14 protein-coding genes and 1 other RNA gene are annotated in these 14351 nt (G+C 66.7%); 10 read left to right on the top strand and 5 right to left on the bottom strand.

Going from position 1 to position 14351, the window contains the following annotated elements:
* Nucleotides 1-16 precede the first annotated feature (16 nt).
* From ffs to HLG70_RS28805, 8 genes are all read left to right on the top strand, one after another.
* An RNA gene (ffs, locus tag HLG70_RS28770) (signal recognition particle sRNA small type) lies at nt 17-114 on the top strand.
* 162 nt (nt 115-276) lie between these two features.
* A complete protein-coding gene (locus tag HLG70_RS28775) occupies nt 277-2487 on the top strand; it encodes a DNA polymerase III subunit gamma/tau (protein WP_171667973.1) in 2211 nt (736 codons plus the stop codon).
* 45 nt (nt 2488-2532) lie between these two features.
* A complete protein-coding gene (locus HLG70_RS28780; RefSeq protein WP_057283582.1) occupies nt 2533-2859 on the top strand; it encodes a YbaB/EbfC family nucleoid-associated protein in 327 nt (108 codons plus the stop codon).
* Nucleotides 2860-2886: 27 nt separating this feature from the next.
* Nucleotides 2887-3495 carry a recombination mediator RecR gene (gene recR / locus HLG70_RS28785; protein ID WP_171667974.1) on the top strand — a complete coding sequence of 203 codons (609 nt, stop codon included), beginning with the start codon at nt 2887-2889 and terminating at the stop codon, nt 3493-3495.
* A gap of 67 nt (nt 3496-3562) precedes the next feature.
* The gene (locus tag HLG70_RS28790) at nt 3563-4822 is read left to right on the top strand and encodes a CaiB/BaiF CoA transferase family protein (protein ID WP_171667975.1); all 1260 of its coding nucleotides are present in this window, start codon (nt 3563-3565) and stop codon (nt 4820-4822) included.
* An 11-nt stretch (nt 4823-4833) separates the two neighbouring features.
* Complete coding sequence (locus HLG70_RS28795; protein WP_171667976.1) at nt 4834-5874, top strand: ABC transporter substrate-binding protein; 1041 nt, start codon at nt 4834-4836, stop codon at nt 5872-5874.
* The gene (locus HLG70_RS28800) at nt 5867-6676 is read left to right on the top strand and encodes an ABC transporter ATP-binding protein (RefSeq protein WP_171667977.1); all 810 of its coding nucleotides are present in this window, start codon (nt 5867-5869) and stop codon (nt 6674-6676) included. Before HLG70_RS28795 ends, HLG70_RS28800 begins: the two co-directional genes overlap by 8 nt.
* Before the next feature lie 3 nt (nt 6677-6679).
* Nucleotides 6680-7474, top strand: coding sequence for an ABC transporter permease (locus HLG70_RS28805; protein ID WP_171667978.1), 795 nt, complete (start codon nt 6680-6682; stop codon nt 7472-7474).
* Between the two features lie 25 nt (nt 7475-7499).
* On the opposite strand, the gene HLG70_RS28810 is transcribed toward HLG70_RS28805, so the two are convergent.
* The 4 genes from HLG70_RS28810 to HLG70_RS28825 are packed head-to-tail and all read right to left on the bottom strand — an operon-like array spanning nt 7500 to nt 11318.
* Complete coding sequence (locus tag HLG70_RS28810; RefSeq protein ID WP_171667979.1) at nt 7500-8075, bottom strand: biliverdin-producing heme oxygenase; 576 nt, start codon at nt 8073-8075, stop codon at nt 7500-7502.
* Nucleotides 8072-8734, bottom strand: a complete 663-nt coding sequence (locus HLG70_RS28815; protein WP_171667980.1) for a hypothetical protein — start codon at nt 8732-8734, stop codon at nt 8072-8074. Before HLG70_RS28815 ends, HLG70_RS28810 begins: the two co-directional genes overlap by 4 nt.
* 11 nt (nt 8735-8745) lie before the next feature.
* On the bottom strand, nt 8746-9102 hold the full coding sequence (locus tag HLG70_RS28820) for a response regulator (RefSeq protein ID WP_234103462.1): 357 nt from the start codon (nt 9100-9102) through the stop codon (nt 8746-8748).
* Between the two features lie 26 nt (nt 9103-9128).
* Nucleotides 9129-11318, bottom strand: coding sequence for an ATP-binding protein (locus tag HLG70_RS28825; RefSeq protein ID WP_171667982.1), 2190 nt, complete (start codon nt 11316-11318; stop codon nt 9129-9131).
* A 99-nt stretch (nt 11319-11417) separates the two neighbouring features.
* On the opposite strand from HLG70_RS28825, the gene HLG70_RS28830 reads away from it, so the two are divergent.
* Nucleotides 11418-11945: a carboxymuconolactone decarboxylase family protein gene (locus HLG70_RS28830; protein WP_171667983.1), complete on the top strand. Its 528-nt coding sequence runs from the start codon at nt 11418-11420 to the stop codon at nt 11943-11945.
* Nucleotides 11946-12005: 60 nt separating this feature from the next.
* Here the strand turns inward: HLG70_RS28830 and tal are convergent, their stop codons facing one another.
* Entirely contained in the window at nt 12006-12959 is a 954-nt protein-coding gene (gene tal / locus HLG70_RS28835) for a transaldolase (protein ID WP_171667984.1), read from the bottom strand.
* A 233-nt stretch (nt 12960-13192) separates the two neighbouring features.
* On the opposite strand from tal, the gene carA reads away from it, so the two are divergent.
* Nucleotides 13193-14347: a glutamine-hydrolyzing carbamoyl-phosphate synthase small subunit gene (gene carA / locus HLG70_RS28840; protein WP_171667985.1), complete on the top strand. Its 1155-nt coding sequence runs from the start codon at nt 13193-13195 to the stop codon at nt 14345-14347.
* Nucleotides 14348-14351 lie beyond the last annotated feature (4 nt).

A 14351-nucleotide genomic window follows, 5' to 3' on the forward strand; every position in this document is an offset into this window, starting at 1 on the left:
TGCTAGAATCACGGCTGGCGGGCCCCTCCGCATGGTTCGACGGTGAACCTGGTCAGGTCGGGAACGAAGCAGCCATAGTCGTTTAGGGTCAGTGCCGGAGTAAGGCTCGCCAACCGGATTCTTCAAAGCAAAGCGTCATGATTAAACCCATGGCGCTTTGCTTTCAGGGGGGACGGGGTTATTTTCCAGGGATTCGTTCCACGGGAATAAGCCCGTCCCCTTTGCATTTCAGCCCGCTCACGAGTCCGCTCACAAAACAGGCTCTACAATCCAGCCATGACTTATCTGGTATTGGCCCGCAAGTGGCGGCCGCGATCGTTCGATACCCTCGTGGGGCAGGATCACGTGGTGCGCGCGCTTACGCATGCGCTCGACACGCAACGCCTGCACCACGCCTGGCTGTTCACCGGAACCCGGGGCGTCGGCAAGACCACGCTCTCGCGCATTCTGGCCAAATCGCTCAATTGCGACACAGGCATCACCTCCAAGCCTTGCGGCGTCTGTCGCGCCTGCACCGAGATCGATTCGGGGCGCTTCGTCGACTATCTTGAGCTGGACGCGGCCTCGAACCGCGGCGTCGAGGAAATGACGCAGCTCCTGGAGCAGGCGGTCTACGCGCCGGGCGCGGGACGCTTCAAGGTCTACATGATCGACGAAGTCCACATGCTGACCGGGCACGCGTTCAACGCCATGCTCAAGACGCTGGAAGAGCCTCCGCCGCACGTCAAGTTCATTCTGGCCACCACCGATCCCCAGAAGATTCCGGTGACGGTTTTGTCGCGCTGCCTGCAGTTCAACCTGAAGCAGATGCCCGCCGACTCCATCGTCGGCCATTTGCAGGCCGTGCTGGGACAGGAAGAAGTGGGTTTCGAGGTGCCAGCCCTGCGCCTGATCGGGCAGGCGGCGTCCGGCTCCATGCGCGATGCCCTGTCGCTGACCGACCAGGCCATCGCCTACAGCGCCGGCAACCTGACCGAGGACGCCGTGCGCGGCATGCTCGGCACCATCGACCAACGCCATCTTGTCCGCCTGCTGGACGCGCTTTCCACCGGCGACGCCAAGGGCGTGCTGGCGGTGGCCGATGAACTCGCCATTCGCGGCCTGTCGTACGCCGGCGCGCTGGCCGACCTGGCCGTGCTGCTGTCGCGCGTGGCGATCGAGCAGCGCGTGACCGGCGTGACGCCGGCCGAAGACCCGCTGGCGGGCGATATCGCCCGTCTGGCGCAGGTCCTGCATCCTGATGCGGTGCAGCTGTTTTATTCGGTGGCGGTGCACAGCCGCAGCGAACTGACCCTGGCGCCCGACGAGTACGCGGGCTTCATCATGGCCTGCCTGCGGATGCTGGCGCTCAATGGCGACGCGGGTCCGCAGACCGCGCTGGAAGCGCCCGCGGCGCCCGCCCGCCAGACGGCGGAACCGGCGATGGCCGCCGCTGCGCCCGCAGCCGCGACGCCCGTTGCCCCCGCTTCCGTTGCCGAACCGGCGCCTGTTCCCGCGCCCATCGCGCCTGCGCCCGTCGCTACGCCTGCGCCTGCCGCGGCGCCCGCTCCGGTTCCCATGCCTGCGGAGGCGCCCGCGCCTTCAGTAGCCGAAGCCGCGCCGCAGACGGCCGGGCAGCCGGCCGCGCCCGCAGAGCCCGTCCTGGCGCCCGTTGCCGCCGTATCCGCCGCGCCGGCGGAGCCCGAACCCGTTGTTGCCGCCCCCGTGCCGCAAGCCGCCGACGGCGGCAGCGTGCCGCCCTGGGAAGATCTGCCGGCGGACGCCGCCGCGACGCCCGTCCAGCCGGCTTCCGGCAAGGCGGCAGGCTCGGCCGCGCTGGCGGTGACGCCCGCCGTGGCCGCCGTCGTGGCAGCAGCCCCGGCGGCCGAGGACGCGGACGGTCCCCCGTCCTGGGTCGACGAAGAGATTCCATTCGAAGCCGAAGGCGGCTTTGCGCCGGAAAGCGGCTTTACGTCCGACCCCGACGACGATGATTTCGAAACCCTGGCCACCGCGCCGTCGACCGCGCCTCAGCCGGCGGCTGCGTCCGCGCCCGCCCGGCGCGAGGGCCCGGCGCCCGCGCGCAAGCGCCAGTCTCGCGCCCGCATGGCCGACATGACCTCGGCCTTGTGGCCGGAGCTGGCCGGGCGCCTGCCCGTTACCGGCCTGGCCGCGGAACTGGCGCGCCAGAGCGAATGGGCCGGCGTGCAGGGCGACGCGATCATCCTGCGTGTGGCCGTCAAGACGCTGGCCGAAAGCGAAAGCCGTGTACGCCTGCAAACCGTGCTGTGCGAACATTTCGGGCAGGGCATACGGCTGGACGTGGAAGTCGGCGTCACCGGCGACGCCACGGCGCATGCCGTGGCGCAGGCTGAGCGCGCGGCGCGCCAGCTGGCCGCCGAAGACGCGGTAGCCGTCGATCCATTCGTGCAAGCGCTGGTGGCCGATTTTGGCGGCCAGGTCGTGCCCGGCTCCATTCGTCACGTTGATTCCCCCGCCGCTGCCTGAGGCAGCGGCACTCTCTCATTCCCCTCGTTCAAGGAAGCATCCATCATGATGAAAGGACAACTGGCCGGCCTGATGCGCCAGGCGCAGCAAATGCAGGAAAACATGAAGAAGGCGCAAGACGCGCTGGCCGACATCCAGGTCGAAGGCGCCTCCGGCGGCGGCCTGGTGAAGGTCACCATGACCTGCCGCCATGACGTCAAGCGCGTCGTGATCGACCCGTCGCTGCTGGGCGACGACAAGGACATGCTGGAAGACCTGGTTGCCGCCGCGTTCAATGATGCGCTGCGCAAGGCCGAAGCCACTTCCCAGGAAAAGATGGCGTCGGTGACCGCCGGCATGCCGCTGCCCCCGGGCATGAAGCTGCCGTTCTGATTGCCGCAGCCCTAGGCCTAGGTCGCAATGGACCCTTTACTGCCTGAACCCGAGCCGCTGGTATCGCTGATCGAGGCGCTGCGGCGGCTGCCCGGCGTGGGCGTGCGCTCGGCCAGACGCATGGCCTATCACCTGCTGCAGCATGACCCGCAAGGCGCGGACATGCTGGGGCGGGCGCTCGCGGGCGCGGTGCGGGACCTGAAGCACTGCGCGCGCTGCAACAGCTTTGCTGAAGAAGAGGTCTGCGGCACCTGCTCCAATCCCAAGCGGGATTCCTCGCTGCTGTGCATCGTGGAAACGCCGGCCGACCAGAACATGATCGAGTCCAGCCACGGCTACCGTGGCCTGTACTACGTGTTGATGGGCCGGGTGGCGCCGCTGGAAGGTATAGGTCCGCGCGAGCTGGATTTCGATCGCGTGATCAAGCGGGCGACCGACGGCGTGGTGCAGGAAGTCATCCTGGCCACCAACTTCACCGCAGAAGGCGAGACCACCGCCCATTTTCTGGGCGAAGCCCTGGGCGAGCGCGGCCTGCGGGTCACGCGCCTGGCGCGAGGCGTGCCGGCCGGCAGCGAGCTGGAATACGTCGACGCGGGCACCATCGCGTGGGCCCTGATGGAGCGCAAGACCACCTGACGCTCGCGGTACCAGAACGCCTTGCCGGCAACGTATCGGCGGGCAAAAAATGTGAGGAAGACAAGCCATGTCAGCGCTGACCGGACTGAAGGTCCTGGAACTCGGCACGCTCATCGCCGGCCCGTTCGCCGCGCGCATCTTCGGCGAATTCGGCGCCGACGTCATCAAGGTGGAAACGCCGCACGGGCCCGACGGCACGGGCGGCGGCGATCCCATCCGCAGCTGGCGCCATCTGCACGAGGGCAATTCCCTGTGGTGGACGGTGCAAGCCCGCAACAAGCAATCCATCGCGCTCAACCTGAAAGATCCGCGTGCCCAGGAAATCGCCCGCAAGCTGGCGCTGGACGCCGACGTCGTGGTCGAGAACTACCGGCCCGGCGTGCTGGAGAAGTGGGGCTTGGGCTATGAGCAGCTGCGCGCCATCAACCCTGCGCTCATCATGGTGCGCCTGTCCGGCTATGGGCAGACGGGTCCGATGAAGGACCAGCCCGGCTTTGGGGCCATCGGCGAATCCATGGGCGGCCTGCGCTACGTGTCGGGCCATCCCGACCGTCCGCCGCTGCGGGTCGGCATATCGATCGGCGATTCCATCGCGGCGCTGCATGGCGTGATCGGCGCCATGATGGCGCTGCGGCACCGCGATGCCACGGGCGGGCGCTGGAACGGCAAGGATGGTGAACAATCCCGGGCGGGGCAGGGGCAGATGGTGGACGTGGCGCTCTACGAAGCCGTGTTCAACATGATGGAAAGCCTGGTCCCCGAGTACGACGTGGCAGGCGTGGTGCGCGAGCGCACCGGCGGCGCATTGCCCGGCATCGTGCCCTCCAATACCTACACCACGCGCGATGGACAGAACATCGTCATCGCCGGCAACGGCGATGCAATCTTCCATCGCCTGATGCGCGCGATAGGCCGCGATGACCTGGCCGAAGATCCGGATCTGGTGCGCAACGATGGCCGCGCGCGCCGTGTCGGCGAGATCGACGGCGCCATCCAGCAATGGTGCGACGGGCGGGGCATCGAAGCGGCGCTGGATGCGCTCAAGGGCGCCGATGTGCCCGTGGGCAAGATCTACAGCGTGGCCGATATGTTCAGCGATCCGCAGTTCCTGGCGCGGCGCATGATCGAGCAGCATCGCCTCGCCGATGGCAGTCCGGTCAAGCTGCCGGCGGTGGTTCCCAAGCTGTCCGAAACCCCTGGCCAGACGCGTTGGGTGGGCCCGAAATTAGGGGAACATACCGAGGAAGTCCTGAAATCGCTAGGGTATGATTCAGCGGCTATTGACGAGCTGGCAAAGACCGGCGCTATCGGTAAACCCGACAACTAGGAGACAAACCAATGTCAGTCACCCGCCGTGAACTGCTCAAGATGGCTGGCGCCGCCGGCGTCATGGGCATGGCCCCCGCCATCGTGCGCGCGCAAAAGCTCGAGAAGACCAAGGTCCAGATCGCAGTCGGCGGCAAGCCGCTGATCTACTACCTCCCGCTGACCATCGCGGAAGCGCGCGGCTACTTCAAGGACGAAAAGCTGGAAGTCAGCATCGCCGACTTCGCGGGCGGCTCCAAGGCCTTGCAGGCCGTGGTGGGCGGCAGCGCCGACGTAGTGTCGGGCGCCTTCGAGCACACGCTGTCCATGCAGTCCAAGGGCCAGGCCTATCGCGCCTTCGTGCTGCAGGGCCGTGCGCCGATGATCGGCGTGGGCGTGTCCAAGAAGAACCTGCCCAACTACAAGGGCCCGGCCGACCTGAAAGGCAAGAAGATCGGCGTGACCGCGCCCGGCTCGTCCACCAACATGGTGGTCAGCTTCTTCCTGGCCAAGCACGGCCTGAAGGCTTCCGATGTCTCCTTCATCGGCGTGGGCGCCGGCGCCGGCGCCGTGACCGCGCTGCGCAGCGGCCAGATCGACGCCATCTCCAATACCGACCCGGTGGTCTCGATGCTGGAAATGCCCGGCGAGATCCAGATCATCGTCGACACGCGCACCCTCAAGGACACCCAGGACATCTTCGGCGGCAACATGCCGGCGGGCTGCCTGTATGCGCCGCAAGCGTTCATCGACGCCAATCCCAACACCACCCAGGCGTTGACCAACGCGCTGGTGCGCGCCAACAAGTGGATCCAGAAGGCCGGCCCCGACGAGATCGCCAAGGTCGTGCCGGAAGCCTATCTGCTGGGCGATCCCGCCGTGTACAAGGCCGCCCTCGCCAAGAGCATGGAAGGCCTGTCGCCGGACGGCATGATCCCGGAAGACGGCGCCGCCACCGCGCTCAAGGCGCTGGCCGCCTTCCAGGCGGACTTCGACGGTGCGAAGATCGACCCCTCCAAGGTTTGGACCAATGATTTCGCGCGCCGCGCCAACGAGAAGTATGCCAATGGCTGAAGCCGCGCTATCGCTGGAAAACATAAGTTGCACCTTTGTTTCGCGTGATGACCGTTCGCAGCGCTACACCGCCGTCAGCGACACGACCCTGGCCATCGCGCCAGGGGAGTTCGTGTCGGTGGTGGGGCCGACCGGCTGCGGCAAGTCCACCCTGCTCAACGTCAGCGCCGGCTTGCTGGCGCCGTCCACGGGGCAGGTGAAGGTGTTCGGACAGCCCCTGTCCGGCATCAACTCCCGTGCGGGCTACATGTTCCAGGGCGAGGCCCTGCTGCCCTGGCGCAGCGCGCTGGACAACGTGGTGGCGGGGCTGGATTTCGCCGGCGTGCCTCGCTCAGAAGGGCTTGAGCGCGGCCGGGAATGGATGCGCCGCGTCGGCCTGGGCGGTTTCGAAGGCCGCTATCCGCACCAGATGTCGGGCGGCATGCGCAAGCGCGCCATGCTGGCCCAGACCCTGATCCGCGACCCGGACATCATCCTGATGGACGAGCCGTTCTCCGCGCTGGATATCCAGACGCGCCAGCTCATGGAGAACGAGGTCCTGGACCTGTGGATGGCCAAGCGCAAGGCCGTGCTCTTCATCACGCACGACCTGGACGAAGCCATTGCCATGAGCGATCGCGTCATTGTGCTGTCGGCCGGTCCGGGCACCCATCCCATCGGAGAATTCGCGATCGACCTGCCGCGCCCGCGCGACGTGGCCGAAGTGCGCATCGACCCGCGCTTCGTCGAGTTGCATGCAGCCATCTGGGGCGTGTTGCGCGAAGAAGTGCTCAAGGGCTACGCCCAACAGAAGCGAGCCTGATCCATGGCCAAACTGATCAAACCCGGTTCCGCCAGCCTGCGCTTCTGGCAGTTGCTGTTGCTGGTCATCATCCTGGGCGTCTGGCATTTCGCGTCTCGCGATCCCAAGGTGGCGTTCTTCTTCGGCGAGCCGCTGAAGGTGTGGGGCCGCATCTGGGCCTGGTTCGTCACCAATGCCGACATCTACGGTCACCTGGCCGTGACCCTGAGCGAGACCGTGCTGGCCTTCTTCATCGGCACCATCGCCGGGCTGGGCTTCGGACTATGGCTGGGGCTGTCGCCGCGCGCCAGTGCGATCCTGGATCCCTACATCAAGGCTTCGAATTCGATGCCGCGTGTGATCCTCGCGCCCATCTTCGGCATGTGGTTCGGCCTGGGCATCTGGTCCAAGGTGGCGCTGGCGGTGACGCTGGTGTTCTTCATTGTGTTCTTCAACGTATACCAGGGCGTTCGCGAAGTCAGCCCGACATTGCTGGACAACGCCCGCATGCTGGGCGCGCGCCAGCGCCAGCTGCTGCGCCACGTCTATCTGCCGTCGGCCACCAGCTGGGTGTTCTCGAGCCTGCACACGTCGGTGGGCCTGGCCTTCGTGGGCGCGGTCGTGGGTGAATACCTGGGCTCGGCAAGCGGGGTGGGTTACCTGATCCTGCAAGCGGAAGGCACGTTCGACGTGAACACCGTGTTCGCGGGCATCATCGTGCTGACGGCCTTCGCGCTGATCCTGGACACCATCGTCGGGGTGGGCGAAAAGCGCCTGATGAAGTGGCAGCCCAAGTCGGGCGAAACCGAAAAGCTGTAGCCAGCCGGCCGCCGCGCCGCGGGCATCAGCCCCGCAGCGCGTGCTGGCTGCGCAGCCAGGCGGTCAGGCTGTCGAAGGCATCGCGGGCGCCTTGCAGCGCATGCGCTTCGCGGCCTTCCGCGCCAGCCTCGCTGTCCAGAAACAGCAAGAACTCCTTCCACAGCGGTCCTACCTGTTCGCCATAGCCGTGCAGATAACGCAGGGGCAGGGCGGGAGCGACGTCCTGCAAGCGCCTGGCCAGAAAGCGCCCTCCCAGCTGCGACCCCTCCACCACGTAAGCCACGCCCAGCGCATAGGCATCGGGCGCCTCCAGCGCGGGCCAGTCCTCGCATCGCGGCACGGGCGTGGTGTCGCCGGCCTGGATCAGATCCTCGCGCAGCCAGGCGCTCTTGTCGGCGCGCACGGGCGCCTGCAGGCTGCCGGGCCAATCCAGCTGCCAGAGCCGCTGTTCCACGGGTTCCAGCCAGCCCAGCAGCGCGCGCAGGTAGTTCAGGTAGCCGGCGCGGTCGACGTCGCCGCCGGCCAACGCCAGGCCCTGGTCCAGTGTTTCGTGACGTTCGCGCGTGCCTGCGCGCAGCGTTTGGTGAACCGGCGAGATCATGCGGACAACCCGTCAGGCGCAGGGGAGTCGGGCAGGTGGAGCGACCAGCATTGCTCCTGGCGTTCCAGCCGCCAGCCCGAGACGGCGGCAAGAAGTTCGACTTCCTGCGGCTTGAATGGCGGCGGCTGCGCGGCGTCGGGGGCTGGGCCCTCGGGAAAGCGGGCCCGCCAGACGCCGGGGTCCGAGGTGTCCAGCACCAGTTCCGCGTCGGCGGGAAGCTCGGGCAGCAGGCACAGCAGCCAGGCCAGCACCAGATAGCGCGAACTGAACCGCGGCAGTTGCACGGGGGCAATGTACTCGGGCCAGCGGATGCTCTGCCGCGACAGCAGCAGGTGCGAGAACATCAGCTTGCGGCATTCCTGCAGCAGGTCGTCGGCAAAGGCGATGGCGCCGCTGTCGGTCAGCCATTGATCGAGTTCCCGCACGATGCCAACGCTATCTTCCAGCATGCTCGTCAGGTCGCCCGCCAGCCGCTGGCAGCGCTGCTGCAGGGCGTCGTCGGCAGCACCGTCGGGCGTCTGGCGCAGCATGGCGGTGGCCAGCGAGGCGTTGGACAGCGGGCCCAGGATCTCGTGGCGCAGGACGGGAAATATCTGGCTCAGGACCTTGAACTGCACGCCCTTTGCCGCCAGGGCGCTGAGGGAGTCGGGCAGCGTCATGGGCGGCGCCATCAACCGGCCTGGCGCAGGATGGCCAGCAGCGCGTCGGGGTTGGCGGGCTTTTCGATCCATCCCGTGAACAGGCTGTCGGAGCCTTCACGCCGCTCGTGCCGCCCCAGCCCGCTCAGGGCGTAGATGCGGGGAGGCTTGGGGGAATCGCGCAGGCGGGCCGCCAGTTCGTAGCCGTCCATGTCGGGCAGCAGGATGTCCAGCAGCACGGCATCGGGCGCGAATGTTCCCGCCAGTTCCAGGGCTTCGCTGGCGGTGGCGGCGCAGCGCGTTTCCAAAGAGGAAAGCGCCAGGTACTCGGCCAGCAGTTCCGATCCCATTTCGTTGTCGTCCACCAGCAGGACCCGCATTGCGCGCACGTCGTTCAAATTTGGTCTCCCCAGGTTCAAGAGGGTTGCGGCGCTTGCATTCCGCGCGGCAGCGTCACCGTGAATATGACCAGCCCGTCGCGGCAGTCGACCGAGATCTCGCCGCCGTGGTCGCGCACGACCTGCTCGGCGATGTACAGGCCCAGCCCCAGGCCGTTGCGGTTGCGCGGCTGGCCCAGCGATTCCGGCTTGAAAGGCGAAAAGAGATGTGCCAGCAAGTCCCCGGCAATGGGTTCGCCATGGTTGATGACGCGCAGTTCGATGGCGTCGCCGGCTTGCGTGGCGTGGACCAGGATGGGCTGGCGCGGTGCGCCGTGCTGGCGCGCGTTGCTCATCAGGTTGGTGATGACTTGCGCGATGCGGTCGGTGTCGGCCATGAGGGTCAGGCCGGCCGGCACGTCCGGTTCGATGCGCAGGCCGGGATAGGCCTGGCGCTTTTCTTCGATCAGGCTGATCAGCAGTCCCGACAGGTCGCACAAGCGTTTTTCGATGCCCAGCCCCAGGCCGCCCTGCAGGCGGGACAGGTCCAGCACCTGCGAGATCAGGCGCTGCATCCGGCCGCTGGAGTAGCGGATGCGTTCGCCCATGCGGGCGCCCGAATCCGTCTTGGACAACAAGGTGGCGGCCATGGAGATGGATTGCAGCGGGTCGCGCAGGTCATGGCCCAGCATCGCCAGCAATGCGGTCCGCGCCCGGTCCACGTCGGCGGCGCGGCTGGTGGCGATGTGGGAGAGCTCGTCGCGCAGGTTGTCGGCGGCTTCCAGTTCGCCCGGCAACCAGGGCGTGCAGATGCCGCAAACGACTTCGCGCCAGGCCTCGAACGAGCCGCGCGGCGTCAGGCGCGGGCCCAGGCTGCCCACGGCGTATTGCTTTTCCGGCTTGCCGCCCCATACGACGGTTTCGATCTGTTCCTTGCGCAGCCAGATCAGCCAGCCATTGTTCATGGGGTCGAATTTGCAGGCGAGCAGGCCCGCGTATGGGACCAGGTCGGTTTGCAGCTCGGGATAGTCGCGCGCGATGTTGGTGGTGTGGACCAGGCGTTGGCCGCTCTGGTCCAGGGCGCACAGAATGCCGGCCAGCTCGCCGCGCGGCGCGATGCCGCCAAACACCGTCACGCTGTTGCCCCACAGGCACAGCGTGGCGTCGCTGGGGATCAGCGATGCGGGCGTCTCCTGGCCGCGGGACAGGGCCTGATGCACGTTTTCCGAGGCGGATACGCGTTCGGCAAGCTGGCTTACCAACGCGGCGCTCTGGCGCGCCTGCTCGGCGCGCTGATTGCCCTCGATGTTGGCCAGCGCGGCGGACAGCACCTGCGCCAGCGCTTCGCATGCCAGGCGGACGGGGTAGGGGATGGGCCGGGGCGTATGGTGATGGCAGGCAATCATGCCCCACAGCTTGCCGCCGATCACCAGCGACAGGCTCATCGATGCCCGCACGCCCATGTTCGCCATGTATTCCAGATGAATGGGCGAAACGCTGCGCAACATGCAGAAGCTCATGTCCAGCGGACGCGAATCGGGCGAAGGCGCGGCCAGCACGCGGATGGGCTGGTAATCGGCGTCGGCGATCTGGCGCAGCGTATTCACTGTGTAGAGCCGGCGGGCCTGTGCCGGGATGTCGCCCGCGGGATAGCGGCGGCCCACCCAGTCATCCAGCGAGTCGTGGTGCTGTTCGGCGACGATCTCGCCGCTGTCGTCGGGGTGGAAGCGGTAGGCCATCACGCGGTCGAAGCCGGTGGCTCGCTGCACTTCCCGCACCATGCTGTTCAGCAGGCCCTGGACGTCGCGCTGCCGCCGAACCCGCTCTATGCCACGATAGATGCGGTCGGGTTCCGCGATGCCCGTGCCATCGGCGCGCTGTTCCAGCTCGATGATGATCAGGCCGTCCGCATTGCGGTGGCCGATCACGTCGTAGGTGACCGCGCCCAGCGCGATGGTCAGGGGGTCGAAAACGGGGTCGGGGTTGTCCAGCCAGATCGAGAGGTAGCGCGCCAGGTCCGGGGGCAGCGCGCCGTCGGCGCAGCGCTGGTCGAGCGTCAGGGGGGATTCCAGCACCTGCGCCGCATTCTCGCTGGCGTATCGCAGCGTTCCATCCGCGCCGAACGCGAGCAGCACGCCCAACGGCTGGATGGCGCCCGGTATGTGTATCGGTTCGCTATCGCAGTTTGCGAGCGTGACGGGCGGATGGGATTGGGTGGGCGCATTCATTCGTGTGGGGTACCGGTGACGCGCAGTTGTGCTGTCATTATGTCAAAGATATTGTGCGAATGTGTACGTTTGCAGCCCCTTCACCTTTCTGGAGTTTCCATGGCCCGTCTACCCTACGCTGATCTGACTCATCCCGATGCACGGCCCCTGGTTGACCGTATCGTCGCCGAACGCGGCAGCGTGCTGCATCTGTACCAGATGCTGCTCCACAGCCCGGCCGTGGCGGGGGGCTGGCTGAACTACCTGACGTCCATCCGCCAGTTGAGCACCCTGCCTGGCGATCTGCGGGAATTGGTGATCATGCGCGTGGCGGCCATCAATGGCGCGCCCTACGAGGCCGACCAGCACGCTCCGATCGCCCTGAAAGAGGGCGTGTCGCAGGCCCAGCTGGACGCGCTGGACGCCTGGGAAGACTCAAGCCTGTTCAGCGAACGCGAAAAGGCGGTGCTGGCCTATACCGATGCCATGACGCGCCACGTGCAGGTGCCTGAAGCGGTGTTCCAGGCGGCCAGGGCGGCCCTGGGGTCGGAAAAGCTGATTGTCGAGCTGACCGCGACGGTCGCGGCCTACAACATGGTCTCGCGCTTCCTGGAAGCGCTGCAGGTGCATTCCCACGACCACCGTTGACCGGCCCGCGCGCGGCCGTGGGGCGCGCGCGGGCCGGCAATCCGGCGCTGCGCGGGCTGCTCAGGCGCGCTGGGCTTCGATCAGGGCGTCCAGCTTGACGGCGTCGGCCACGAACAGGCGGATGCCCTCCGACAGCTTCTCGCTGGCCATCGCGTCTTCGTTGAGCAGGGTGCGGAACGTGACCTCGTCGGCCCCGATGCGGGCGATGCTCCCGGTGGCGTCGCTGGCGCGCAATTGCGCCGGCGCGTCGCCCTGGGTGGCGGCCAGCTTGTTCAGCAGGTCCGGGCTGATCGTCAGCAGATCGCAACCCGACAAGGCCAGGATCTGGCCGACATTGCGAAAGCTCGCGCCCATGATCTCGGTGGGGATGCCGAAATGCTTGTAATAGTGGTAGATCCCCGTGACGGACAGTACGCCCGGATCGCGGGCGCCGGCATTGTCGGCTTCCACCCACGAGGCGCCGGCCGATTTCTTGTGCCAGTCGTAGATGCGGCCGACGAAAGGCGAGATCAGCTGCACATGCGCGTCCGCGCAGGCCACGGCCTGGGGCAGCGAGAACAGCAGGGTCAGGTTGCAGCGTATGCCTTCGGACTGCAGCGCGCGAGCGGCCTGGATGCCCTCCCAGGTCGATGCGATCTTGATCAGCACGCGTTCGCGCGGGATGCCGGCGGCCTCGTACAGGGCGATCAGGCCCCTGGCGCGCTCGATGGTGGCGCGGGTGTCGAACGACAGGCGGGCGTCGACTTCCGTCGATACGCGGCCAGGCACGATGTCCAGGATGGCGCGGCCAAAGGCGACCAGCAGGCGATCCATGAGTTCGGGCGTGGCAGCGCCGCGGTGTTCGCGAGCGGTCTTTTCCAGCAGCGGCCGGTAGGCATCCTGCTGGACGGCCTTGAGAATAAGGGACGGGTTGGTGGTGGCGTCCGTGGGACGCAACGCCTTCATGGCTTCGAAATCCCCGGTGTCGGCGACAACGGTGGTGTGATCACGCAGGGCGTCAAGTTGGCTGGACATGGACGTATACGGCTCGCAGCTGGCTAGGGTTGAAGGTGTTCCTAGCGTATCACCGACACTGCCGGCCTGCCGCCGGCCGGACGAGCGAGGGGGATGGGGCAGGCTTTGCGATGGGGCCGGAAAAGCGCCGCAATCACCGCTTGCAGCCTTATTTGGCGCGGTTCGCCGGGAAAAGCGGCCGGTCAAGGTATAATCCGAAGGTTTGATTATCGATTCTAAAACCGGGGTTTACTGTGCTGCCGCAACTTTTTCCCGAGGGGATCAACCGCTTCCCTCCTGCAATTCTGGCTCTGGCGGACGGTACCATTTTTCGAGGCGTGTCGATCGGTGCGCCTGGGCATACCGTTGCCGAAGTGGTGTTCAACACCGCGATGACCGGGTACCAGGAAATTCTCACCGATCCCAGCTATAGCGGCCAGATCGTCACGCTGACCTATCCGCACATCGGCAATACCGGCGTGAACGCCGAAGACGTGGAAGCCAATCGCGTCTACGCTGCCGGCCTGGTGGTCCGCGACTGTCCCGCCCGCGTGTCGAACTTCCGTTCCACGCAATCGTTGCCTGATTACCTGTCCGAGCAGGGCATCGTTGCCATTTCCGGCATCGACACCCGCAAGCTCACGCGCATCCTGCGCGAGAAGGGCGCCCAGGGCGCGTGCATTTTCGTGGGCACCGACGCCGAGCGCGCCGTTGAACTGGCCCGCGGCTTTCCCGGCATGGCCGGCCAGGATCTGGCCAAGGTGGTGTCGATCAAGGCAAGCACCGACTGGACCCAGGGCACCTGGGACCTTGAAAAAGGCTATACGTCGCCCGAGCAGTCCAAGTTCCATGTGGTCGCCTACGACTACGGCGTGAAGAGCAACATCCTGCGCCTGCTGGCCGACCGCGGCTGCCGCATCACGCTCGTGCCGGCCCAGACCACCGCCGAAGAAGTCTTCAAGCTCGATCCCGACGGCGTGTTCCTGTCCAACGGCCCTGGCGATCCCGAGCCCTGCGACTACGCCATCGAGGCCACGCGCGCCTTCCTGGACAAGAAGCTGCCGGTGTTCGGCATCTGCCTGGGCCATCAGATCATGGGCCTGGCGGTGGGCGGCAAGACCGTCAAGATGAAGACGGGCCATCACGGCGCCAACCATCCCGTGCAGGACCTCCAGTCCAAGCGCGTGTTCATCACCAGCCAGAACCACGGCTTCGCGGTCGACGCGGCCAGCCTGCCGGCCAACACGCGCGTGACGCACGTCTCGCTGTTCGACGGCACGCTGCAGGGCTTCGAGCTCACCGACCGTCCGGCCTTCTGCTTCCAGGGTCACCCCGAAGCCAGCCCGGGTCCGCACGACATCCTGGAACTGTTCGACAAGTTCATCAGCCTGATGTCCGGCCAAAAGTAAAGAT

The sequence above is a fragment of the Achromobacter deleyi genome, from assembly GCF_013116765.2.
Lineage (GTDB): Bacteria > Pseudomonadota > Gammaproteobacteria > Burkholderiales > Burkholderiaceae_B > Achromobacter > Achromobacter deleyi_A.